Source organism: Myroides sp. DW712 (assembly GCF_046557355.1).
Taxonomy (GTDB): domain Bacteria; phylum Bacteroidota; class Bacteroidia; order Flavobacteriales; family Flavobacteriaceae; genus Flavobacterium.
Window position 1 is genome coordinate 257,310 of sequence record NZ_JBKFDO010000003.1, and the last position, 24,466, is coordinate 281,775.

Below are 24,466 nucleotides of genomic sequence, written 5' to 3' on the forward strand. Positions count from 1 at the left end.
TTTTTAAAAATTAATAGTTAAACCAAGAGAAATGGTAGCCGAGAGTGGCACGCGATAGTTTGTTACTCCATTAATCGCTTGTTCGGGATCAATTCCCTTGTGTGATTGAAACGTCAGTAAATTTTCTCCTTGAAGGTATACCCTAGCTTGTTTGAGTTTTAATTTACTCAATCGTTCTACTGGAAGAGAATACCCAAGGGTAATGGCCTTTAAACGGAGGTAATCGTTTTTGTATAAAAAACGAGTAGAAGTGGACGCAAAATTGTTTGATGCATTAAGAATCAGAGGCGTATTCGTGATATCTCCAGGTTGTTGCCAACGATCTTGGATGTCTGGTGAACTTTGATACCCTTTCGAAATACCGCCCATTAAACTAGCATAATCATTGTCATAAATGTAACCACCCACGCTAAAATTGAAAAAAGCACTGAAATCAAAATTCTTATAAGTCACACTGGTATTGAATCCACCTACAACTTTGGGCAAAGCAGATTGTTTATAGTAACGTGTGGCTTCGTCATACTCTTTGGTTGTTTCTTTTCCTGTAACTTGCCCATGCTCATTTACTACATCTTTATACCACATTCCGTACCCATCTTCTGGGTCAACACCGGCCCATTCTCGGATGTAAAAATCATAGAGTGAACGGCCTTTTTCCCAGCGATTCAAACCACTGATGAAACTATCTTGCGTCAAGGAAATAATCTTGTTTCGATCCACCGAGAAATTAAAGGATGTGTCCCAAGTCCAATTCTTCGTACGGACGTTGTGAGAGGTTACACTTACTTCTAATCCATAGTTTTCAATCGTTCCAGCATTGGATAAGATTTCTAAATTTCCTGTGGAAGGGGCTTGTGGAATAGCAAAAAGCAAATCAATAGAACGTTTTTTATAGTAATCAATCGAACCTTCTAGTCGGTTGTTAAACAAACTGAAGTCTACTCCTACGTTAAAGGATGCTGTTTTCTCCCATGTCAGATACGAATCTGTTATATTACCAAACAGAACACCCGGATTGTCTAATTGATTGTACCCTGTTTCAAATAAACGCAAATAGGGAAAGTAGTTATCTTTGAGGTTGTTGTTGCCCAATTCCCCATAAGAGGCTCTCACTTTCAATAAATCAATAAACGATTGATGGGCTAAGAAATCTTCAGCAGAAAGAATCCACGATCCTCCAATAGCATAGAAATTTCCCGCACGTACCGATTTGTCAAAGCGCGTGCTCGAATCGCGTCTAAAGGAACCTTCAATGAAATACTTGTTGTTATAATCGTAGCTTAATCGTCCTAAATAACTAGTGAGACGATCTTCCACTTCATATCCTTCTATGCTTTCTAAAGCTGTTCCACTGCCAATTTCTGAATTCCCAGGTAAATATCCTGTTGAAGAAGCATGAAATAAATCCTGTTTAAATTGATAGGCTTCTACAATTCCATCTACAGCAATATGGTGGTCACCAAATCCTTTGTCATAGTGTAGAGCATTGATAAAATTGAGCGTCTCAGAGGTGTCTTTCGATTTCTGTACACGACCTTGTACACTAGAGGCTTGACCGTATTGAGCATTGTTGTATTCTTTTACGTTAAAATCATATTTCTCATACGATAAGGTAGATTTGAAGTAAAGTCCTTCTGCTAAATCGACTTTAGCAAAACCATTCCAACTCAAAGATGCACGTCGATTGACAGTACTATTGTTGAATAAAATACCAACAGCATTTTCACCACTCATAATAGGACGTACGCTGTTTATGTCTTTACTAGAGGCATTGCCGTAATCGTAGATTCGATCTCCAGCGGCATCAACCACTAGCTGCCCTTTAGCATCTCGCTTGTACACAGGAAATACACTCGGCATGGCATAAATCCAGTTCATCGGACTGTATAAGTCTGTTCCGCTTTGGGTAGGAAAGTTTTGATTGGAACTCGCATAAGCTGTGTTGGCACCAACTTGTAACCAAGAGGCAATTTGACTTTCTATGTTTAAACGCACTGTCGTACGTTCAAAATTAGACGTTTTGATCATCCCATCTTGATTGAGGTAATTACCCGATAAGAAATAGGTGGTACGATCACTTCCTCCCGCAACATTAAAGTTGTATTCTTTTCGAAAAGCTTGGTTGCGTTGGAGTTCTCTTTTCCAATCTGTTTCCCAAATCAACGGATCTTTGACTGTCCAATTACCGTTATAATCCACAGGTTGATCAGTCCCAAAGGGATTATAGCCTAAGTGACTAACTAAACCATCTGATGCATTTTTACGAGCCGTTGCTTCGTCCTGTTTGAGTACATAGTGATAGTTGTTTTTTCGCCCTTCCCATAAGTAGGAGGTATAGCCTTGAGTATCGAGTACTTTGTGTGTTTGTACCGCATCAAAAGCCACTCCAGAACTTAGTTTTATTTGTACTTCAGGCTCGCTGTTTCGCTTGCCTTTTTTGGTTTGAATTAAAATAACCCCATTAGCTCCTCTAGAACCATATAAGGCAGTTGATGCTGCGTCTTTCAATACATTGATGGCCTCAATCTGATCTGAACTGATTGAATTTAAGTTGCCAGAATAAGGAGCACCATCTAAGATAATTAACGGATCAGCAGAGGCATTAATAGAGCCAATTCCACGTACGCGAATGGTTGGGTTCTCTCCTGGTTGTGAACTCGAATTGATGAGGTTTACCCCCGCTACGGTTCCTTGTAATGCGCTGACAACCGAAGTAGCTGCTTGCTTGCCTAGAACATCACTCTTAATTTGACTAATGGCCCCCACTACTGCTTTTTGTTTTTGGGTACCATAAGCAACGATGACAATATCATCTAAACTGACTATCTCTTCCTCTAAGGTAATATTAATCACTTTTTGTTGAAGTACAGGAATGGATTGCGATGTAAATCCAATATACTCCACCTGTAAAATATCTTCTGGGGATGCTTCTAGGGTATAATGTCCATTTAAATCCGTTTGTACTCCTTTGGTCGTGTTCTTTACCGTAATTAGAACACCAGGTAAGGAGGCGCCATTACTTTCAATAACGGTTCCTGTTATTGTTTGCTGCTGTGCAAAAGCCGTATGGCATAGCAGAAGTAAGCTACTGAGGAGTAGCCGAAGTTTAATACTTTTCATTTTACTAAAAATTTTTATTATTTTTAGCAGCACACATATGACTATCGTTTTTTTGCTGCTAAAAAAAACGATACAAAAAAAGGAGGCTATACGAAAGCCTCCTTTTCTGTTTTTTAAAACAAGAAATTAGTAAAGCTTTTCTTTGCGTTAAGGCATACACATGCCTGCCATCATAGCCATAGTAGAGGGGATGGAAAAAATAACCATAAAGGATGAACGAAAATAAAGGGTTCCTGTTTCTTGCATACTATCTTTTTTTGAACGAAAACAACAGGGCAAAGGTAAGTAGTGGTTTTTTTATCTGCAATACATTATGAAATAAGGATAAAATTACTTTAATTTTTATTTTTTAAGGAATATAAATATGTTCTAAGGAATGAGAATGAGCGAAAAAAGAAAATTTGACTATTTGGTGGAGAAAAAGGGGAGGAGTTTGCGTTTTACGGTTTGTGGTTTACTGATTATGAGAGGGAAAAAGATCGACCGAAACTGTACACTTGTAAACAAAAAAAGTCCCAAGCGTTAACTTGGGACTTTTGTACTCGAGGCGGGACTTGAACCCGCACGAACATTACTGTTCACTGGATTTTAAGTCCAGCGTGTCTACCACTTCCACCACTCGAGCGTGATAAAAAAACTCTCGAGCGAAAAACGGGGTTCGAACCCGCGACCTCAACCTTGGCAAGGTTGCGCTCTACCAACTGAGCTATTTTCGCAAGCGTTTAAGGATCGTACATTATTGCTGTAATGCGAGTGCAAATGTAGCACAATTTTTTACCTGTACAAATGTGTAAATATATTATTTTTCGCTGTTTTTTTTAAGCGTTTGGAAGTCAGGGGATAAAAGAGGATATTTTTTTTAAAACAAATCGGCTTATCCTGTAGGATAAACCGATTTTACTATCTATTTGTGTACAATCGTACTTATTGAATCATCTTTTTTAGCTCGTGTAATTTCATTAAAGCCTCTACAGGTGTTAAGGTATTGATGTCAATGACGGATAATTCATCCTTTAAATTGCTCAATAAAGGATCATCTATATTGAAAATACTCAATTGTAACTCTTGTTCTACTGGTTTTAGTGGAGAAGCTCCTTCTTTGTGGTGTGTTTTTTCCAACTGCTTGAGCATTTTCTGAGCGCGATTAATAACAAGTTGTGGCATACCTGCCATTTTAGCCACGTGAATCCCAAAACTATGAGCACTTCCGCCAGGAATCAATTTCCGAATAAATAAAACATTGTCTTTTAATTCTTTCACAGAAACGTTGTAATTTTTTACTCCCTCAAAATGCTCCTGCATATCATTGAGCTCGTGATAATGGGTAGCAAACAAGGTTTTAGGTTTCGCAGGATGTTGATGCAAAAATTCCGCAATTGCCCATGCAATAGAGATTCCATCGTATGTACTCGTTCCACGACCAATCTCATCCAATAAAACCAAACTGCGATCGGAAATATTATTCAAAATAGAGGCCGTTTCGTTCATCTCGACCATGAAAGTCGATTCCCCCATCGAAATATTATCTGATGCACCAACGCGGGTAAATATTTTATCCACAACCCCCATGCGAACAGCAGCAGCAGGCACAAAACATCCCATTTGAGCGAGTAATACAATCAAAGCCGTTTGACGCAAAATGGCCGATTTACCTGACATATTAGGCCCCGTAATCATGATAATTTGTTGGGTGGAATTGTTTAAGAAAACATCGTTAGTAATATAAGGCTTGTCAAAAGGCAGCTGCTTTTCAATGACCGGGTGACGTCCTTCTTTGATTTCTAAATCATAACTATCATCAAGTACAGGACGAATGTAGTTGTTTTCCAAGGCTAGTTGAGCAAACGAAGATAAACAGTCCAATTGAGCTACTAAATGAGCATTCAATTGCACGGGTTGGATATATTGCCCACACCATTGAATAAACTCCTCATATATACGACTTTCCAGTTGGCTGATTTTTTCTTCAGCACCTAAAATTTTATTTTCGTATGCTTTTAATTCTTCTGTAATATAGCGCTCAGCGTTGACTAAGGTTTGCTTGCGAATCCACGTTGTTGGTACTTTGTCTTTATGGGTGTTACGCACTTCAATATAGTATCCAAATACGTTGTTAAAGGCAATTTTTAGAGACGGAATTCCCGTTTGTTGACTTTCACGTTGCTCCATTTCGTCTAAATAACTTTTCCCAGTAGAGGAGATGTTGCGCAATTCGTCTAATTCTTCGTTGATGCCATAGGCAATAGCATTTCCCTTGCTAAGGGCAACAGGCGCATCAGGGTGAATCGTTTGGGCAATGCGTTCACGCAATAAGCCACAATCGTGTAGCTGATCGCCAATGATTTTTAATGCCTCATTCTTGCTTTTTAACGCTTGTTCTTTTAAGGGAATAATAGCATCCAACGATTCTTTCAAATATAAAAGTTCTCGTGGTGATACTTTACCCGTTGCGATTTTAGAGGTTAAGCGTTCTAAATCGGATATCTTTTTTATTTGTCCTTGAAAATGACCCAGAAGGTCTTGTTTTTGGGTGAGTAGTTCCACAATCTCATGACGCTCTACAATGGCATTCTTCTTTTTTAATGGTAGCGCCAGCCAGCGTTTGAGTAATCGTCCACCCATAGGAGATAAGGTCTTGTCAATGACATCCAAAAGCGTAATCGCATTGAAATTACTACTTTGGTACAGTTCTAAATTTCGAATTGTAAAGCGATCCATCCAAACATAAGCATCTTCGGCTATACGTTGGATGTTGGAAATATGTTGAATTCTAGTGTGTTGTGTTTCTGAAAGATAGTGAAGTACCGCTCCACAAGCGATGACTCCATCTGTCAAATCCTCAATACCAAAGCCCTTAAGGGAATTGGTCTGGAAATGTTTCATTAAGGATTCGAAAGCAAAATCTTGCTTGAATACCCAATCATCCAAAAAGAAGAGGTTATACGTTGAACCAAATAGCTGTTGAAAAGCCATTTTATTGTTCTTCTGCACTAGTATCTCACTGGGATTGAAATTTTGTAACAATTTATCCATGTATTCTTCATCTCCTTCTGCAGTGAAGAATTCTCCCGTAGAAACATCTAAAAAGGCAATCCCTATATTTTTTTTGGCAAAGTGTATGGCACACAAAAAGTTGTTGGATTTCGATTGTAGTACTTCATCATTCATGGCAACACCAGGGGTTACTAATTCTGTAACGCCTCGTTTTACAATCGTTTTCGTCATTTTAGGATCTTCTAATTGATCGCAAATCGCCACGCGAAGTCCAGCCTTAACCAGCTTAGGTAAATAGACATTGATGGAGTGATGGGGAAAACCAGCCAGTTCCGTTTCACTAGATGATCCTGCCCCACGCTTGGTCAAGGTAATTCCTAAAATCTGAGCGGTTCGGATGGCATCTTCTCCAAAGGTTTCATAAAAATCTCCTACGCGAAATAACAAACAAGCATCAGGATACTTGGCTTTTATTTCATTATATTGTTTCATTAATGGAGTTTCTTTAGATGCTTTTTCTTTAGCAGCCATAGCTTTATTTATTTTGGTATTAAGACGATTTCACAAATATACAGTAAGATTGGCGAGATAGCTAAAACGAACAATTATTTTACAACAACGGAAGATTATAATAACGCTTTAATTGACGAATGGGCATGGAAGTAAGAATAACAATTAATAACCCAATTAAACAGCCAATGGTTACAGCTAGAAAGCGCCACAAGGGAGTCATTTCCGTTAATCCCGTACTCGGTTGAACCAAAATAATAACCAAAGCAACCAAGGCTACTCGGGCCATATTGAGAATCTTAAAGAAGTAACAGATTAAAATGGTCAGCACAATTCCAAACAAAATAACCGCTAAGTTCGGCGTGTGAATTTCTAAACAAATTAAGCCTACAACAGAACCTACTAAGTTCGATTTAAACCGTTCAATCGATAATCGTTTTGAATTTTGCCCCTCAGGAGAAATGACTAAAATAATGGAGATAATCGTCCATAAGGTTTCATGATCCTGAAAGTGAATATAGAGATAATACCCCAAACTGAAACCAATCAAACAACGAACCGTATAGATAAGAACGGCAGAGGTAATTACTTTTTTTATTAATTCGTGAATCATATTCAATTTTTAGCCTACAAAAATATCGAACTTGAAAAGGTTTAACAATTATGGGGTATCAAAGATTAGTTAAAAATAAGAGGAGTGATTGAAATTGAAAATGATAGACAGAAGGAGCCTCATAATTTTTACAAGTGAAATTTAGTGTAGTTTAGCTTTTATCGATATTTTTGCAAGAAAATAGAGTAAAAAGTGATGCGAAAATTAGCAAATAGTGAATTAGATCGAAAAAGTATAGATGAATTTAAATCGTCAGATAAAACGCCTATTATAGTCGTCTTGGATGATATAAGAAGCTTACATAATATTGGATCTGTTTTTCGAACTTGTGATGCGTTTTTGATTGAAAAAATATATTTATGTGGAATTACAGCCACACCGCCCAATAAAGAAATCCACAAAACTGCTTTAGGGGCAACTGAAACCGTAGATTGGGAATATGGGAAGGATGTAGTAGCGGTAGTGAAGCAACTAAATGAAGAAGGAGTTTCTGTTCAAGCCATTGAGCAAGTAGAAAATAGCGTGATGCTTAACGACTTTCAAGTTACAGCAGGTAAAAAATACGCCCTCGTATTCGGAAATGAAGTAAAAGGCGTTTCTCAAGGCGTAGTGGATCTAAGTGATGGGGTCATCGAAATTCCACAAATCGGAACCAAACACTCCCTGAATATCGCTGTTAGTGCTGGGATTGTGATTTGGGATTTATTTCAACAGATGGATTGATTAACAGTATACAGTTCACGGTTAATCAGTTAACCGTGAACCGTGAACTGTATACTGTCAACCTTCCCCAACTTCTCCTCAATTTGGTCGAGAATGTAGATATAGTCCGCTTGATTGGCAACAAAATCTAGATCGGAGATGTCAATCAAGAGTACTTTTTCAGTAGGTAGTGTTTTCATAAAATTGAAGTATCCTTTGGTTACTTGATCCAAATACTGGCCTGAAATATCACTTTCATATGAGCGTCCTCTTTTATGAATGTTTTCCAACAAACGATCGGTGTTTTGATATAAGAAAACATACAAGTCTGGCTTAGGTGTCTCTTTGTACATAATATCAAATACTTGTTGGTACAAGCGAAATTCATCTTCTTCTAAGGTAATTTGAGCGAAGATGAGTGATTTGAAAATATAGTAATCGGCAATAATAAACTCTTTGAACAAATCAAATTGCGCCAAATCATCGGATAGTTGAGCATAGCGATCCGCTAAGAATGACATTTCCAAAGGAAAAGCATAGCGACTTGCATCTTGATAGAATTTGGGTAAAAAAGGATTGTCAGCAAACCCCTCAAAGATACTTTTAGCATTAAAATCTTCGGCAATGCGATGCGTCAAGGTGGTTTTACCTGCTCCGATATTCCCTTCAATAGCCACGAAATTTAGTCGTTTTAACGGATGATTTTCTAACGTACTAGCTAGAGTACCCACGTGTTGAAACGTGGTTTCATCTGGACAATCGCGTAATAGCTGAGCAATGTTTTTTTTCAATACAGGATGGACCCAATCCAGATGTAAATCAGCTAAAGGTTGTAAAACAAAACGACGTTCCTGCATCAACGGATGCGGAATTGTTAAGTTATCCTCCTTTACAGTATCCTCATTATAGGCGAGGATATCAATGTCGATAATTCGAGCGGCGTATCCTGTTTCTTGTGTGCGAATTCGACCCAACTCTTTTTCTATCGCTAAGGTGTTAGTAATCACCTGTTGGGGGGATAAAAGCGTATGAACAAGTATAGCACAGTTAAAAAAAGGCTCACTTTCAAAACCCCACGCGGGAAATTCATATAGGGAAGAAATCGAAATTACTGTCCCTACTCCTTTGTGGATGAGGTCTATAGCTTTAGTTAGATTTACTTTTTTATCTCCTTGATTGGTGCCAAGAGATAAAATAAGTCTGTTTTGCGTATTCATGAGACAAAAGTAAGTAAAAGAAATTTTAATTAATGCTAACTTTGTAGGAGATATTGAGTGAAAATAAAATAAGTGTTTTGTAACGTTTACTCAACACGGACGACTAATAAAATAAAACGTAATACTATGAAGTTTTTAAGAAATTTATTAGCAACCTTAGTGGGATTATTTATCTTCTTTGGTTTGCTGTTTTTTATTTTTATTGCCATTGCAGCAGCAGCGGGAAGCTCAGAAAAAGTAGTGGTTAAGAATAATTCCGTTCTTACTTTGGATTTATCCACCGTTCAATATGATTACGGAGGAAAGTTTAGCTACAAAGACTTTAATTTTAGTGATGAAAGTACAGATGGAGTATCCGATGTATTAACGGCTATTGAACAAGCAAAAGAAGATGATCGAATTAAAGGAATTTCGATTCTAAATAATGTTTCATCTCTGGGGTTTGTACAACGCAGAGAAATTAGAGAAAAACTAAACGACTTTAAGCAGAGTGGTAAATTTGTTGTCTCTTATGCCAATGCTTTTACGCAGGGAGAGTACTATCTGGGATCTGTAGCTGATACGGTTTATGTAAACCCGGTAGGTGGGGTAGATTTTCGCGGTTTGTCAACTGAGATTTTGTATTTAAAAGGATTACAGGATCAAACAGGCGTACATATGGAAGTAATTCGCCATGGAAAATACAAAAGTGCGGTTGAACCGTATTTAGAAAAACAAATGAGTGATGCCAATAGAGAACAAATTACGGTTTTCTTGAATTCTATTTGGGGAACATTAGTTCAAGATATTTCGAAAAGTAGAGCGATTTCTGTGGATAGTTTGAATGCCATCGCAACTAATCTAGCTGCCCGTACACCAGAAAGAGCTTTACAGGTGAAATTAGTGGATAAAGTAGCGTATGAGGATGAGTATCATGCGGGAATTAAAAAAGCATTAGCTGTAGATCAAAGCAAAGAGTACAACAAAATTGATGTTTTAGAGTACATCAAAGCAGGTGCTACAAGTACCAAGAAAGCATCATCCGATCAAATAGCAGTAATCTATGCACAGGGACAAATTTTAAGTGGAGAAGGAAATGTAAGCTTCATTGGAGAAGGTTCTGTAAATAGAGCGTTGAAAAAAGCCCGTGAAAACGATAAAGTAAAAGCTATTGTACTGCGTGTAAATAGTCCGGGTGGAAGTGCCTTGACCTCAGAGTTAATTTGGAGAGAAGTTGAATTGACGAAAAAAGTAAAGCCAGTGATTGTATCCATGGGAGATTTAGCTGCTTCAGGGGGGTATTATATTTCTTGTGGTGCGGATCGTATTTTTGCTGATCCAGCAACGATTACAGGGTCGATTGGTGTATTTGGTATGTTGCCAAACTTCAGTACGTTGGCAACCAAATATGGCGTAAATGCAGAACAAGTGAAAACACATCAAAATGCATCTTCATATAGTCCTTTCCGAAAAGTAGATGAGTCATTTAAATCTGAAGTAACGGAAAGCATTGAGTTTATTTATGAAACATTCGTAAATCGTGTAGCTGCGGGGCGTAATATGACATTCGAAAAGGTAGATGAAATTGCACAAGGACGCGTTTGGACAGGTGTTGATGCCTTGGAAAAAGGATTGGTAGATGAACTAGGTGGTTTAGGTGATGCAATTGCTTACGCCGCAGATAAAGTAGAAATTGAAGACTATAGGGTGGTAAGCTATCCCGAGTATGAATTAAAATTCAATGATTTATTGCGCAATTTCCTAGGAGCGTCCATTATGCAAACACAAGATGAATTACTGAAAGAAAAAATTGGACAAGAAAATTTTGAACTGATGGAGCGATTAAATTATTTTAATTCACTCAAAGGTGCACAAGCAATTATGCCATTCGAAATTAAAATTCAATAGGGTAAAATTAATCGAATAAGATAAAAGAGTCAACTCATCTTCTTTGAGTTGACTCTTTTTTTTGTTATTTTGTATAAAAATATAAAGCTATGAAGAAAAAAGTTGTATGGTGGATTGGTGGAATAGTATTGGGAATTTTCCTTTTACTACTTGCTGCTCCATTTTTGTTTAAAGGAAAAATACAAGATTTGGTTCTTAAAACCATTAATGACAACTTAACGGCAACCGTGTCCTTCGACAAGGTGAACCTAAGTTTAATTAAAAATTTCCCCAAAGCAACCGTAACTATTGATGGACTGACGATTGTTAATACAGCTCCCTTTGAAGGTGATACGCTTTTGCATGCCCAAACAATTGGATTGCAAATGTCCGTGATGGAATTGTTTAATGGAGCTGACAAACCCATGAATATTGAAGAAATTCTACTGAAAGATGCGGCTATTCAAGTGTTGGTAAACGAACAAGGAATTGCCAACTACGATATTGCATTGAAGGAGGAGGACGAAAAAGAAGAGGAGGATAAGGAAGATAAGCCTTTTTCGTTGGCCTTACAACACTATCAAATTGAAAATACCAAGCTTACGTACACGGATTTAAGCGCTAAAATGCAAGTCGTTATTGATGAATTCAATCATGAAGGAAAAGGAAACCTAACCGCCAATGTGTTGGATTTGGATACAAAGTCAACCGCAAAAGTTTCTTTTGTTATGGATGGAACGTCATTCTTAAATCAAGTGCAGCTGTCTTTAGACGCAATGATTGGAATGGATATGGAGCAACAGATCTATGTGTTTAAGGAAAATAAAGCCTTAATTAATCAATTGCCCCTTCAATTTGATGGTCAAGTACAATTGTTGGAAAATGGACAAGCGTTTGATCTATCTTTTGCAACACCAGATTCGGATTTTAAAAACTTTTTAGGTTTAATTCCAGAGGCATATGCAGGTGGATTGAAAGGAGTAACGACAACTGGAGAATTTAAAGTAGCAGGAAAAGTGAAGGGAAATTTAACGGAAACGACAATTCCTACGTTGGCGATTGAAATGGCAGCAAATAAGGCCTCATTCAAATATCCTGATTTACCTAAAGCGGTGGAGCAGATTATGTTGGATATGCAAATCAACAATACGACTGGTTTGATGAAAGATACGTATGTTGACCTAAACAAGCTGTCGTTTAAAATTGATCAAGATGTATTCAATGCCAGCGCTAATATTAAAAATCTGACTGAAAACCCTTTGGTAGATGCAAAGTTAAACGGAGTGATTAATTTGGCTAATGTAACCAAAGCGTATCCTGTGAAACTCGATGTTCCATTAACAGGAATATTAAAAGCCAATGTAGCAACGAATTTTGATATGAATTCCGTAGAGAAAAGTCAGTATCAAAATATTAAGAATGCTGGAGATATCAGCTTAACGAATTTCCACTTTGCTTCAGTTGCAATGGCTAAACCACTGGATATAAAAGAGGCAGCGATTTCGTTTAACACCAATCACGTGAGCTTAAATAAGTTTGCTTTGGAAACAGGACAAACGGATCTAGCCGCAGATGGTCGTTTGGATAACTTATATGGTTTCTTGTTCAACAAGCAAACGCTGAAAGGAAATTTTAATGTGCGTTCGACAAACTTTATTCTTGCTGATTTGTTAAAAGAGGATACTGCCCAGGCAGCTGAAAAAACAAAAGAAGAAAAAGCGAAACCTGCTCCACAAGCAGAAGCATTGAAAATACCAGGATTCTTAGATTGTACGATCCAGGCAGATGCGAAGACAGTAGTCTATGATAATTTGACCTTGAAAAATGTGAAAGGACGTTTGATTGTTAAAGATGAAACCGCTCGATTGGAAAATATGAGTACGGATATTTTTGGAGGAAAATTGTTGTTTGCAGGGGATGTATCAACAAAGGGAACACAACCGAAATTTACTATGGATTTAGGACTAAAAACCTTGGATATCAAAGATACATTTACCCAATTTGAATTCTTGAAAAAAATCGCTCCTATTGCAGGAATCATTGCCGGAAACATCAATGCCAATGTCAAATTAGATGGACAATTGGAAAGCAATGATTTTTCACCTGTCTTGAATACCTTATCTGGAGATTTAACAGGTGATATCTTAAACTCACAGGTGAATGTTGCTAATTCAAAATTGCTTTCTTCTTTAGACTCCGCTGTGAAGTTTATTGATTTGAGTAAACTCGATTTAAATAATAAACGTATTCACTTAAAATTTAAAGATGGAAAAGTACAAGTATCTCCTTTTGACTTGAAAGTAAAAGATATGAATGTACAAGTTTCTGGAGAGCATGGGTTTGATCAACAGATGAATTATGCGTTAGACTTTAAAGTTCCAGCCAAAATGTTGGGGTCTGATGTTGCTAATCTCTTGACAAAGTTGAGCCCACAAGAAAGTGCAAAATATGAGGCTATTCCAGTGAAAGTTGATTTAACGGGTAATTTCAGCGCACCGAAAGTAGGAACTAATATGAATGAGGTGGTAACAAATCTAACCAAGCAAATAGCAGAAGATCAAGCAAATAAATATATTGACAAAGGAAAAGATGCCTTAAAAGATCTGTTAAGTGGTGGAAAAAAAGATAAAACAGAAGGAGAAAAGAGTGAGGAAGGAGAAAAGAAGAAAAATGAAACTGAAGAAACGGTAGAGAAAATCGGACAAGGATTGAAAGACCTTTTTGGTAAGAAGAAAAAAGAGTAATACATACAACAAAAAAGAGAAGCGTTACTGCTTCTCTTTTTTGTTAATTTAGTTCTGTTGCGTTTTAATCAATATCAAGTTGAACCACATAACCTTCATAGGTTCTAATATTAAATACAGTTCCATCCTCAAAAAGAAGATACTGCCCTTTAACTCCTTTGAGTATGCCTTGGTATGTAGGTGTTTTATCTAAATTCAAGCTCTTTATTTTCGTAGGGTAAGCCAATACAGGATAGTCTAATTGATAGCTATCTGTTGGGGTAGATTCAAAATACGGTTGAACTTCTTCAGGAAGTTTAGAGCGAAGGGTATTTCTGATCTCCAGCAAATCCGTTTCAATAATTTCATTTTGCAACATTTTGCGCCAATTGGTCTTATCTGTAAATAAACTTTTAAGTGAGACTTCAGTAATTCCTGCTAAATAGCGATTGGGTACTTCAACAATGGGAATAGCGCTCGAAGCGCCCTGATCAATCCAACGAGTCGGTACTTGTGTTTTTCTAGTTACCCCAACCTTGACATCGCTAGAAGCGGCTAAATACACAATATGCGGTTGCAATTGAACCTTGCTTTCATAGTCTAAATCTCGATCAGCAATCCCTAAATGTGCTGTACTTAATTCGGGACGCATAATCCAATCTCCAACCGCTGGACTCGCATAAAAACAGTCGTAACAAAAGCCTTGACGGAAGATTTTTTTATGAGCACCACAATTCAAACATTGGTAGTCAACGAAAGATATTTTCAGTTGGCGATCAAGAACCTGATTTAAGTTGATGAAGTTATTTTGAAACACTAAGTAGTATTCAATAGGACTACTCCATTCCGTTTGCATTTTGTTTAAAACTCCTTCGTATAGCATAAATAAAATTGTTATTTTTGGATAAGGAGTAAAAGTACGAAAACAATTTTTATTGTTGGGATCCTCTTTATACAAGGAAAGAGTGATTACTTTATTAATAATGTATATATGGCGCTGACAATTGTTAATTCTATTGCTTCATGGATTCTGAAAAAGCGAATTCATCAAATAGATTTATTTCGAAAATACCCGAATGAGGTACAAAATGACGTTTTTTTAAGCCTAATCAAAGCCAATGAAAAAACATTGCTAGGAAAACAGTACGATTATGCGAGTATTAAAAGTTATGAAACCTTTGCAGAACGTGTGCCTGTTTATACGTATGAAGCGTTTGAACCTTTTATTGAAAGGGCGAGAAAAGGAGAAAATAATATTTTTTGGTCTGAACCGATTCGCTGGTTTGCTAAGTCAAGTGGCACTACAAATGCGAAGAGTAAGTTCATACCAGTTAGTAATGAGGCTCTAGAAAATTGCCATTACAAAGCTGCAAAAGATTTACTTTGCTTGTATCTCAACAACAATGAAAACTCACAGTTATTTACAGGAAAGGGATTGCGTTTAGGAGGAAGCAAACAGCTATACGAAGACAATAATACTGTTTTTGGAGATTTATCAGCTATATTAATTGATAATATGCCTTTTTGGGCAGAGTTTAGCAGTACTCCTTCTAATAAGACCTCTTTAATGGCTGAATGGGAAACCAAAATGAATGCCATCATCAAAGAAGTACAGCACGAAAATGTAACGAGTTTTATGGGTGTTCCTTCTTGGATGTTGGTTCTATTCAATAAAATCATACAAGAAACAGGAAAGGGAAGTTTACTCGAGCTTTGGCCAAATGCAGAAGTTTATTTTCACGGTGGGGTGAGTTTTGAACCGTACCGAGATCAGTACCAAAAATTATTGCCTAGTGGTGATTTTAAATACTATGAAATTTACAATGCTTCAGAAGGATTCTTCGCTATCCAAGATCAAAATGGATGTAATGAGTTGTTATTGATGCTGGACTATGGAATTTTCTATGAGTTTATTCCTATGGATACGTTTGGAACCAGTACTCAACGCATTATTTCGTTGCGCGATGTAGAGTTGGGAAAGAATTATGCCATGTTAATTACGACAAATGCGGGCTTAGTGCGCTATTTGATTGGAGATACGGTTCGATTTACTAGTTTACTCCCTTATCGCATTAAGATTACTGGAAGAACCAAGCATCATATCAATGTATTTGGGGAAGAATTAATGGTTGAAAATACAGATCGAGCCTTGGCCAAAGCGTGTGCATTGTTTCAAGTTGAAATTGCGGAGTATACCGTAGCACCTATCTTTATGGTAGGAAAAGAAAAAGGAGCGCATGAATGGATGATTGAATTCACGAAAGCCCCTCAAGATTTGGCGAAGTTTGGTGAAGTATTGGATCGTTGTATCCAAGAGGTCAATTCGGATTATGAAGCCAAGCGATACAATAATATGACATTGAATCCTTTAGTGTTACATCAGGCGCGTAAAGGACTATTCTATGATTGGCTGAAAGAGAGTGATAAATTAGGAGGGCAACATAAAGTTCCTCGTTTATCCAATGAAAGAAAATTAATAGAAGAATTATTTGTTTTAAATAAAGTAGTGAAAGAGATATAAAAAAGAAAAGCTCCCACCTTGTGGGAGCTTTTTTTATTGCTAGCTAAAATTATTTAGCAACTTCTTCTGTAGCTGGAGCTTCTTCTGTAGCTGGAGCTTCTTCAGTAGCTGGAGCCTCTTCAGTTACAACTTCTTCAGTTACAACTTCCTCAACTGGAGCTGCTACTTCTTCTGTTGTTACTTCTTCTTGAGCTGGTTCTTTTGCAGTGTCTTTACAAGAAACAAAAGATACACCCATCATAGCTACTAAAGCAATGCTTAATGCGATTTTTTTCATTTTACTAAAGTTATAAAAGTTAATTATTAATTCGATACAAATATAGAAAATATATCATTCATTAATTTGTTTTTGTAAAATATTTTTATATAAAAAAATAATTTATAAAACACTGTAAATCAGAATGTTATTTTTTGTCTTTTTTAGGATTTACCAATTTCATTTCATTTATTAAGTGTTTTGCATCTGCAAACTTGTCAATAAGGAATAAAATATAGCGAGCATCTACCATAATATTTCTACAGATAGCAGGATCGTAGTAGATATCACTCATGGTGCCTTCCCATACACGGTCAAAATTCAACCCGATTAGGTTTCCATGCGCATCAATAGCTGGGCTTCCAGAGTTTCCACCAGTCGTATGGTTGGTTGCAATGAAGTTTACAGGTAGTAAACCATCTTCTGCATACACACCATAATCTTTGGCATTATATAATTCAATCAACTTGGCAGGAACATCAAATTCGTAATCTCCAGGTACATATTTTTCCATGATTCCTTCTAAATGCGTCACTGGTTGATAGTAAACCGCATCTTTAGGTGCGTAACCATCTACTTTACCATAGGTAACACGTAGGGTACTATTCGCATCAGGGAATATTCTAGCGTCTGGATAAAGTTCTAATTGCGCTTTCATATAGGTGCGTTGCAGGGCTTTGATCTCTAAATCTAAGGCTTCGTATTTTGGCAAGATATTAGTTTGGTAGTTTTCAATTAAGCTTTTAGCAAACATATAGCCTTTATCAGCTGCTAATGCTGCTTTTACTTGATTGGCATCACCGCTTAATAGTTCATTCAATCCTTCATAGGAAGTTAATTTACTCGATTCGTAAATTTCTTTCGTTAACGTCGCTACATCCACTTGTTGCAAAGCTGGTGCTAAAAAGGCTTTTGGCGCTTTCTCTTTATATAGTGTTACAATAGCTTGGAATACATCTTGATCCACGTTTTTGTTGTAGTTTTTGTAGAAGCGCTCTTGCGATTGCAACAGGTTTGCTTTTTTACTTTGAAATTTAGCTTCATGATCTAAGGCACTTTCAACGCCATAAACGCGCCAAGCAGCTGCCAATAGTTCTCCGTTGCGTAGAGCAACTTCCATAAAGTAATCTCTACTTAAAGCATAAGGAGCAATTTCTTGGTATAATTTTTCAAATTGAGGCAAAATTGCCGTGTATTCCTTGGCATTTTTACTTTTTTTCGCTCTAGCCATAAAATCTTGTTCGTAGGTTTTTTTAGCGGCCACAGCGTTGCTTTTTTTCAATCCTTGACTTTCTCCAATCCACTTTTTCCAATAGTTGGCTGTCCCAGCGTATTTAGAAGCATATTGAATTTTAATAGCTTGGTCGTTGCGCATGTATTCATCTGTAATTTTTAGTGCTACATCGCGAACGCCAATTTTTGCCGGATTCAAATCGTTGATGATTTGTTCAATGGCATAAGAAGGTAAATACTCTTGGGTTTGACCAGGGTAACCGAATACCATAGTAAAATCATCTTGTGCTACTCCATCTAAGGAAATAGGGAAGAAGTGTTTCGGTGTATAAGGAACGTTGTCTTTAGAGTAAGCTGCTGGGCGATTGTTTTTATCCGCATAAATACGGAACAAAGCGAAATCTCCTGTATGACGTGGCCACACCCAGTTGTCTGTATCTGATCCAAATTTACCAATGGATGAAGGGGGAGCTCCAACCAAACGCACATCGCTAAAGGTTTCTGTGACAAATAAAATGTACTGATTCCCTTCGTAAAATGATTTGATTTTATTCTCTTGCCAGTCCTTTTTAGGGAAGGTAGCAACGGTACGCGAAATATTCGCTTTAATTTTTTCTTGTTTTTGAAGTTCTGTATCCTTTGGTTTGATACCGTTCATCACTGCGCTTGTTACGTCTTCAATGCGCACGATAAAAGTCACGTCTAAATTTTCGTTTGGCAACTCTTCTGCTTGTGATTTCGCCCAGAAACCATCGGCTAAATAATCGTGTGCTACGGAAGAATGGGATTGAATTTGACCATATCCACAGTGGTGGTTTGTCAATAACAAGCCTTGAGGAGAGATTACCTCCGATGTACAGCCTCCATTGAAATGAGGTACTGCATCTTTCATACTGGAGTTATTTACATCATAAATATCCTGAATGGACATTTTCATTCCTAAGGTCGTCATTTCCTTTTCATTCATCCCTTCAAGCAAAGAAGGAATCCACATACCTCCTTGTTGTGCATAAACAGGCACAATAAGTAGTGCAACGAGCAGTTTAAATGCGTTTTTAAGTGTTAAGTTCATAAAAGTGTTCGTTATATTTTATTTCAGCCAAGATACAACTATTCAGGTAATAGGGCCTAGGATTTACAGAACGAAGCCTTATTTTAAGTCTATTTTGAGAAAAATAAATACGCTGTTAAAGGAGGATGTGCCGTTTTTTGTGGTTTTTAGCAAAACCTAGTAGAAAAAAAACAAGGAATACCGTACTTTGTTAATTTTCTTGCAAGGGATGAAAAATCCTGAGCTTAGCTATTGATATCGCTTTGTTTAGCTGTAAAGGTTGAGTCTTATAAGCTCTTTTTATCGACAAAAAGATACCTGTAAGACAAAAAAGAATAGGATGTTAAAAAAAAGAAGTTTTGGTAAAGCTTTATAAGATAAGTGAAGGAAGTCTACGTCTAGGATGCGAGAGAGATAGGGATAAAAATATATACTCTTAAAGAAGAAGGTTAATTTCATAAATACTCCTAACGGGGTTGTGTCACTCAATAATTTGCCTTATATTGCTCGTTCGGTATTAATAGAATATCTATATACCTCTAACTTTCTACAAGTTACCTATAGTGTAATTATTAATTCATAGTATAAAAGGTAAGTAAACAAAAGCGTTTACTTACCTTTTTTTCGTTTTACTTCCTTTTCGCTTTATCTTTTTTTAAGTTATCAACAATATAAACTATACGTTGTTTTAGAAAATGTTGATAAGTATAAAAATAGCTTTATCTATTTATTTTTATTATAACTAATTGAATATGTGTAGTATTATCTTTTTTGTTGCCGCTTTATTTGCTAAAATAAAGGAAGAGCTAATTTGATTTAGTTCACAACAGAGTTTATTATTTGTTAATAACTTTTCAAAATTGTTGATAAAATCCATTTCATTGTTGATAACTATACAGCTCCCGAGCGCTATCAAATCTTTGGCTTCTTGAAATTTTTTGTAATTCGGACCGATGAGAATGGGAACACCAAAAGTGGCTGCTTCTAGAATGTTGTGAATGCCTGCACCAAAACCACCACCGATATAAGCAATAGTAGCATAGCTATAGGCTTTGGTTAACAAGCTATAGGCATCAATGATATACACCTGTGTTTGACTTAAATCTGTAACACCCGCTTGATAGGTAGAGTGTAATTGTTTGGGCTTTTGGATGGATTCGAACAATTGATTGATTTGCTCCGCTTTGATATTGTGAGGTGCTAGAACAAATTTGATCTCTTCATCTTGGGTTTGGTTGATGTAATCAACAATTATTTTTTCATCTTGTGGCCATGAACTTCCCACAACAAGAGTCTGTTTGGTTTTTTGGTGAGTGAGTTCCTCTAGAAAAGATAAGGTATTGTCGTTTTCTAGGATTTGACTCACGCGATCAAAGCGGGTATCACCCACTACAATACTGTTGTTCTGTCCAATAGAGGAAAGAAGTGTACGCGATTCTTCGTTTTGAACAAAGAAATAGGTAAATGCTTGTAAGGCTCTTCTATAAAAACCGCCATACCATGTAAAGAACACTTGATTGGGTCTAAATATACCCGAAATTAAGTAGGTTTCAATCTTTTGTTTTTTCAACTGGTGCAAATAATTTGGCCAATATTCATATTTGACAAAAAACACTTGCTCGGGATGAGCGAGTGTTAGAAATTTTTTGGCGTTACGTTTGGTATCCATCGGTAAATAAAGTGTCGCATCTGCCAAAGTATTATTCTTTTTTACTTCATAACCAGAAGGAGAGAAAAAAGTTAAAACAATTTTGTGGTTGGGGAATTGCTCTTTTAAGGCTTCCATCAATGGCAATCCTTGTTCATATTCTCCTAAAGAAGCTACGTGAATCCAAAAAACGCGATCGGTAGGTTGGATGTGTTGTTGTAAGAGAGCAAAAGATGTTTTTCTGCCTTGAACAAATAGGCGAATCTTGTTGTTGAATAAAGCAACGAAGTGCAAGATTGCCGTAGCAACATAAATAAGTAGGTTATACAAAAATAACATAGGGAATTGTTTATCTAGCGAAATTACGTTTCTTTTAGTAAAGAAAAGATTTTTAACGTAAAGAAATTAGTATTTTTGTAGCTGTAAAACATATCGACAGTCAAGTTATTTTGCTCTAAAAACAAGGAAGAGCCGAAGACTTAGAGATACAAAATCCAAAGTGATGAAACAAATTCAAATGGTTGACTTAAAAAGTCAATATGAAGGAATTAAAGAAGAAGTAAATCAATCTTTTCAAGAAGTTTTAGAGTCTTCTGCATTTATCAACGGACCTCAAGTACATACTTTTCAGGCGAATTTAGAAAAGTATTTAGGGGTGAAGCATGTAATTCCATGTGCGAATGGAACAGATGCGTTGCAAATTGCAATGATGGGACTAGGGTTACAGCCTGGTGATGAGGTAATCACCGCTGATTTTACCTTTGCAGCAACGGTTGAGGTAATTGCTTTGTTGCAGTTGACTCCAGTATTGGTGGACGTTTGTCCAACGAGTATGAACATTGATGTGGAAGCGATTAAAAAAGCAATCACCCCAAAAACAAAAGCCATTGTACCTGTACATTTATTTGGAAACGTAGCGAATATGGAGGCGATTATGAACATCGCTGCGGAACACAATTTAGTTGTAATCGAGGATAATGCTCAAGGAATAGGAGCAAGTTATACCTTCTCGAATGGGAAAAAAGTAAAAACAGGAGGTATTGCTCATGTTGGGGCTACGTCTTTCTTCCCATCTAAAAACTTAGGTTGCTATGGTGATGGTGGAGCTATTTTTACGAATGACGATCAATTGGCGCATATCATTCGCGGAATTGTGAATCACGGAATGTATGAGCGTTACCACCATGATGTAGTTGGGGTTAACTCGCGTTTAGATAGTTTACAAGCGGCTGTGTTAAATGCAAAATTACCGCGTTTAGATCAGTATAATAAAGCAAGGAGAGAAGCTGCTGCTCAATATTCCGCTGCTTTGGCTAATCATCCGAATGTGATTACACCAAAAGTAGAAGGAGATGAGGATAGTCACGTATTCCACCAGTATACGTTGCGTATTGTCAATGCAGATCGAAATGCATTAATGGCGCATTTACAAGCAAAAGGAATTCCTTGTGCGATTTATTATCCAATTCCTTTACACAACCAAAAAGCATATTTAGATCCTCGTTACAAAGAAGCAGATTTTCCAATTACAAATCAATTGGTTAAAGAGGTGTTGTCTTTACCGATGCATTCTGAATTAGAAGCAGATCAGATTCAATTTATAACGGACGAGATTAAAGCCTTTTTAGGATAGTCCGTTCAGTATTAGGTATAGAAAAAGCCTCGAGAAATCGAGGCTTTTTTATTTTTATGCTTTTTGAGTCAAGGTGTTAATGAGTAATGAACACAAGGCGCAAGCTGCTAATGAAAGGGCTACAATATACATGGAACCGTCGTTTAGTGTATTTAATAACACAGAAGTCAAAAAGGTAAAGGCCAATTGAGAGGCGCCAAATAACGCTGAGGCAATGCCTGATTCTGCTTTGAATGGCGACAAAGCCAAGGTTGTTGATGTAGGGAATAGCATCCCTAATGGCAGTACAAAAAAGAATAGGGGAACCAATTGGTAATATATAGAAGCTTCTAAGATAATCAAACCAAATAAACAAAGCGCAGACAATAACTGAATGCTGGTTCCTAGGGTAATGATTTTCTTTGGTTCTAAGCGTTTTCTCAAAAAAGAAGAGGTAAGGAAAGATCCTAGCATTAAACCACAGGAATTGACCATAAAAACAACGCTAAAAGCCGTACTGCTCAATCCTCCTACTTCCATTACTAAGACAGGTGAGTTAGAAATATACAGCATCAAACAACTGAAGGCAATACTCCCAATGAACGTGTAGGTGATGAAGGTCTTGTTTTCAAAGAGCCTGACGTAATTTTGTAAGATTGATTTTACTTCCAATGTAGGTAAACGATTGGAAAAATCCTCCTTTAAAAAGGTAAATGTCATGGCGATACTAAAAATAGCAAAGAGTCCCATGGCTGTAAAAATATGAGGCCAATCGAAGTATTTAAGTACGGCATTCCCTAGAATAGGAGCAACAATAGGGGCAACTCCTCCAACAAGGGCTAGGATACTAAATATTTTTAAGGTTTTATCTTTATCAAAGCGCTTGTTTACAATAGAACGCGCAATAACCAATCCTCCACTACTACCAAAAGCTTGTAAGAAGCGATAGGCCCACATCATTTTGATGTCGGACACATACATACACGCAAAGGAGGTAAGGATAAAAATACTCAAGGAGAATATGATGGGTTTTTTTGCTCCGTATTTATCAGATATTGGTCCCCAAAAGAGTTGTCCTACGGCTAAACCTCCTAAAAAGGTAGAGAGGGAAACCTGGACATAGCTAACATCCGTGTGTAAATCGGATGCTATTTTTGGAAAAGCGGGTAAATACATATCAATAGCTAACGGACCTAAGGCGGTCAAGCTGGCTAAAGTGAAGATTAATACCCACTCTTGAAGTGATAATTTTTCCACAGTTTTAGATGAAATAGAAAATCCTTGATGTTTTTGAAATCAAGGATTTTTGGATATATAATTGTTTGAAATTTTTAGATATTAAACGTTTCTGCGTCTTTATCAATTTTTTTGATTAGTCCGGTTAAGACTTTTCCTGGCCCCACTTCTGTGAAAGAAGTTGCGCCGTCTGCAACCATTTGTTGTACGGATTGTGTCCATTTTACTGGGGCTGTTAATTGTACAATTAAGTTTTTCTTGATGATTTCAGGATTGCTTACTGCGCTTGCAGTTACGTTTTGGTATACTGGACAAGTTGGTGGATTGAAGGTCGTAGCTTCAATAGCAGCCGCCAATTCTGTTCTGGCTGGTTCCATCATAGGGGAGTGAAAACCGCCCCCTACAGGAAGTAGTAAAGCTCTTTTGGCTCCAGCTTCTTTTAATTTTTCACATGCTTTTTCTACTGCAGTTGTTTCACCAGAGATCACCAGTTGGCCTGGACAGTTATAGTTGGCTGCTACAACAACTCCATCAATTTCATTACATACTTGCTCAACAATAGCGTCTTCTAAACCTAATACAGCAGCCATAGTAGAAGGGGTGATTTCACAAGCTTTTTGCATGGCCATTGCTCTTTGGTATACTAGTTTTAAAGCGTCTTCAAAAGCTAAGGTGCCATTCGCAACCAAAGCCGAGAATTCACCTAGTGAGTGACCAGCAACCATTTCAGGATGGAAGTTCTCAATTGTTTTTGCTAAAATAACAGAGTGAAGAAATACTGCAGGTTGAGTAACTTTTGTTTCTTTTAATTGCTCTGCCGTTCCTTCAAACATAATGTCTGTAATAGGGAAGCCAAGAATATTATTTGCTTTGTCGAATAGTTCTTTTGCAACTGCTGAACTTTCATATAAATCTTTACCCATTCCAGTGAATTGAGCACCTTGACCAGGGAAAACGTATGCTTTCATATGTATTGTATTAACTATAAAATTCAGAGCAAAAATAAGGTATTTTTCTTAGTTAAACGAAAGGGAATAAAAAGAGGCTGTCTAAAAAGCCTAAAAAACAAAAACCCCGTCTAAAAAAGGCGGGGTTTTTTCATTGTTTGTCCTCAAAAATAATTATCTTCAAGGTGCACCCAAACAATAAGAAAGACAAATATAA

15 protein-coding genes and 2 tRNA genes are annotated in these 24,466 nt (G+C 37.0%); 5 read left to right on the forward strand and 12 right to left on the reverse strand.

All coding sequences use genetic code 11. From position 1 onward, the window contains the following. Positions 1–3 precede the first annotated feature (3 nt). From ACLJX0_RS04090 to ACLJX0_RS04110, 5 genes are all read right to left on the reverse strand, one after another. Positions 4–3,120 carry a SusC/RagA family TonB-linked outer membrane protein gene (locus ACLJX0_RS04090; RefSeq protein ID WP_410878692.1) on the reverse strand — a complete coding sequence of 1,039 codons (3,117 nt, stop codon included), beginning with the start codon at positions 3,118–3,120 and terminating at the stop codon, positions 4–6. Between the two features lie 539 nt (positions 3,121–3,659). Then, positions 3,660–3,745 (reverse strand) — tRNA-Leu (locus ACLJX0_RS04095). Positions 3,746–3,763: 18 nt separating this feature from the next. After that, positions 3,764–3,836 (reverse strand) — tRNA-Gly (locus ACLJX0_RS04100). Between the two features lie 208 nt (positions 3,837–4,044). Next, a complete protein-coding gene (mutS, locus tag ACLJX0_RS04105) occupies positions 4,045–6,645 on the reverse strand; it encodes a DNA mismatch repair protein MutS (RefSeq protein WP_410878694.1) in 2,601 nt (866 codons plus the stop codon). 79 nt (positions 6,646–6,724) lie between these two features. Then, positions 6,725–7,237 (reverse strand): FUSC family protein, encoded by a 513-nt coding sequence (locus ACLJX0_RS04110; RefSeq protein ID WP_410878696.1) that lies wholly within the window; start codon positions 7,235–7,237, stop codon positions 6,725–6,727. A 195-nt stretch (positions 7,238–7,432) separates the two neighbouring features. Here ACLJX0_RS04110 and ACLJX0_RS04115 point away from each other — a divergent pair, with 195 nt between their 5' ends. Continuing rightward, on the forward strand, positions 7,433–7,960 hold the full coding sequence (locus ACLJX0_RS04115) for an RNA methyltransferase (protein ID WP_410878698.1): 528 nt from the start codon (positions 7,433–7,435) through the stop codon (positions 7,958–7,960). Between the two features lie 29 nt (positions 7,961–7,989). On the opposite strand, the gene folK is transcribed toward ACLJX0_RS04115, so the two are convergent. Further along, positions 7,990–9,156: a 2-amino-4-hydroxy-6-hydroxymethyldihydropteridine diphosphokinase gene (folK, locus tag ACLJX0_RS04120; RefSeq protein WP_410878700.1), complete on the reverse strand. Its 1,167-nt coding sequence runs from the start codon at positions 9,154–9,156 to the stop codon at positions 7,990–7,992. Between the two features lie 126 nt (positions 9,157–9,282). Between folK and sppA the strand changes: the two genes are divergently transcribed. Then, the gene (gene sppA, locus ACLJX0_RS04125) at positions 9,283–11,043 is read left to right on the forward strand and encodes a signal peptide peptidase SppA (protein WP_410878702.1); all 1,761 of its coding nucleotides are present in this window, start codon (positions 9,283–9,285) and stop codon (positions 11,041–11,043) included. 89 nt (positions 11,044–11,132) lie between these two features. Further along, on the forward strand, positions 11,133–13,766 hold the full coding sequence (locus tag ACLJX0_RS04130) for an AsmA-like C-terminal region-containing protein (RefSeq protein WP_410878704.1): 2,634 nt from the start codon (positions 11,133–11,135) through the stop codon (positions 13,764–13,766). Between the two features lie 64 nt (positions 13,767–13,830). Here the strand turns inward: ACLJX0_RS04130 and ACLJX0_RS04135 are convergent, their stop codons facing one another. Continuing rightward, positions 13,831–14,628: a DUF2797 domain-containing protein gene (locus ACLJX0_RS04135; protein WP_410878706.1), complete on the reverse strand. Its 798-nt coding sequence runs from the start codon at positions 14,626–14,628 to the stop codon at positions 13,831–13,833. 108 nt (positions 14,629–14,736) lie between these two features. Between ACLJX0_RS04135 and ACLJX0_RS04140 the strand changes: the two genes are divergently transcribed. Beyond that, the gene (locus ACLJX0_RS04140; RefSeq protein ID WP_410878708.1) at positions 14,737–16,266 is read left to right on the forward strand and encodes a GH3 auxin-responsive promoter family protein; all 1,530 of its coding nucleotides are present in this window, start codon (positions 14,737–14,739) and stop codon (positions 16,264–16,266) included. Between the two features lie 49 nt (positions 16,267–16,315). Here the strand turns inward: ACLJX0_RS04140 and ACLJX0_RS04145 are convergent, their stop codons facing one another. From ACLJX0_RS04145 to ACLJX0_RS04155, 3 genes are all read right to left on the reverse strand, one after another. Next, a complete protein-coding gene (locus tag ACLJX0_RS04145; RefSeq protein WP_410878710.1) occupies positions 16,316–16,543 on the reverse strand; it encodes a hypothetical protein in 228 nt (75 codons plus the stop codon). Positions 16,544–16,670: 127 nt separating this feature from the next. Next, a complete protein-coding gene (locus ACLJX0_RS04150) occupies positions 16,671–18,827 on the reverse strand; it encodes a S46 family peptidase (RefSeq protein ID WP_410878712.1) in 2,157 nt (718 codons plus the stop codon). Between the two features lie 721 nt (positions 18,828–19,548). After that, positions 19,549–20,793 (reverse strand): 3-deoxy-D-manno-octulosonic acid transferase, encoded by a 1,245-nt coding sequence (locus tag ACLJX0_RS04155; protein ID WP_410878714.1) that lies wholly within the window; start codon positions 20,791–20,793, stop codon positions 19,549–19,551. 163 nt (positions 20,794–20,956) lie between these two features. Between ACLJX0_RS04155 and ACLJX0_RS04160 the strand changes: the two genes are divergently transcribed. After that, positions 20,957–22,087, forward strand: coding sequence for a DegT/DnrJ/EryC1/StrS family aminotransferase (locus tag ACLJX0_RS04160; protein WP_410878716.1), 1,131 nt, complete (start codon positions 20,957–20,959; stop codon positions 22,085–22,087). A gap of 54 nt (positions 22,088–22,141) precedes the next feature. Here the strand turns inward: ACLJX0_RS04160 and ACLJX0_RS04165 are convergent, their stop codons facing one another. Further along, a complete protein-coding gene (locus tag ACLJX0_RS04165; protein WP_410878718.1) occupies positions 22,142–23,323 on the reverse strand; it encodes a multidrug effflux MFS transporter in 1,182 nt (393 codons plus the stop codon). A 74-nt stretch (positions 23,324–23,397) separates the two neighbouring features. Beyond that, the gene (fabD, locus tag ACLJX0_RS04170) at positions 23,398–24,270 is read right to left on the reverse strand and encodes an ACP S-malonyltransferase (RefSeq protein WP_410878719.1); all 873 of its coding nucleotides are present in this window, start codon (positions 24,268–24,270) and stop codon (positions 23,398–23,400) included. Positions 24,271–24,466 lie beyond the last annotated feature (196 nt).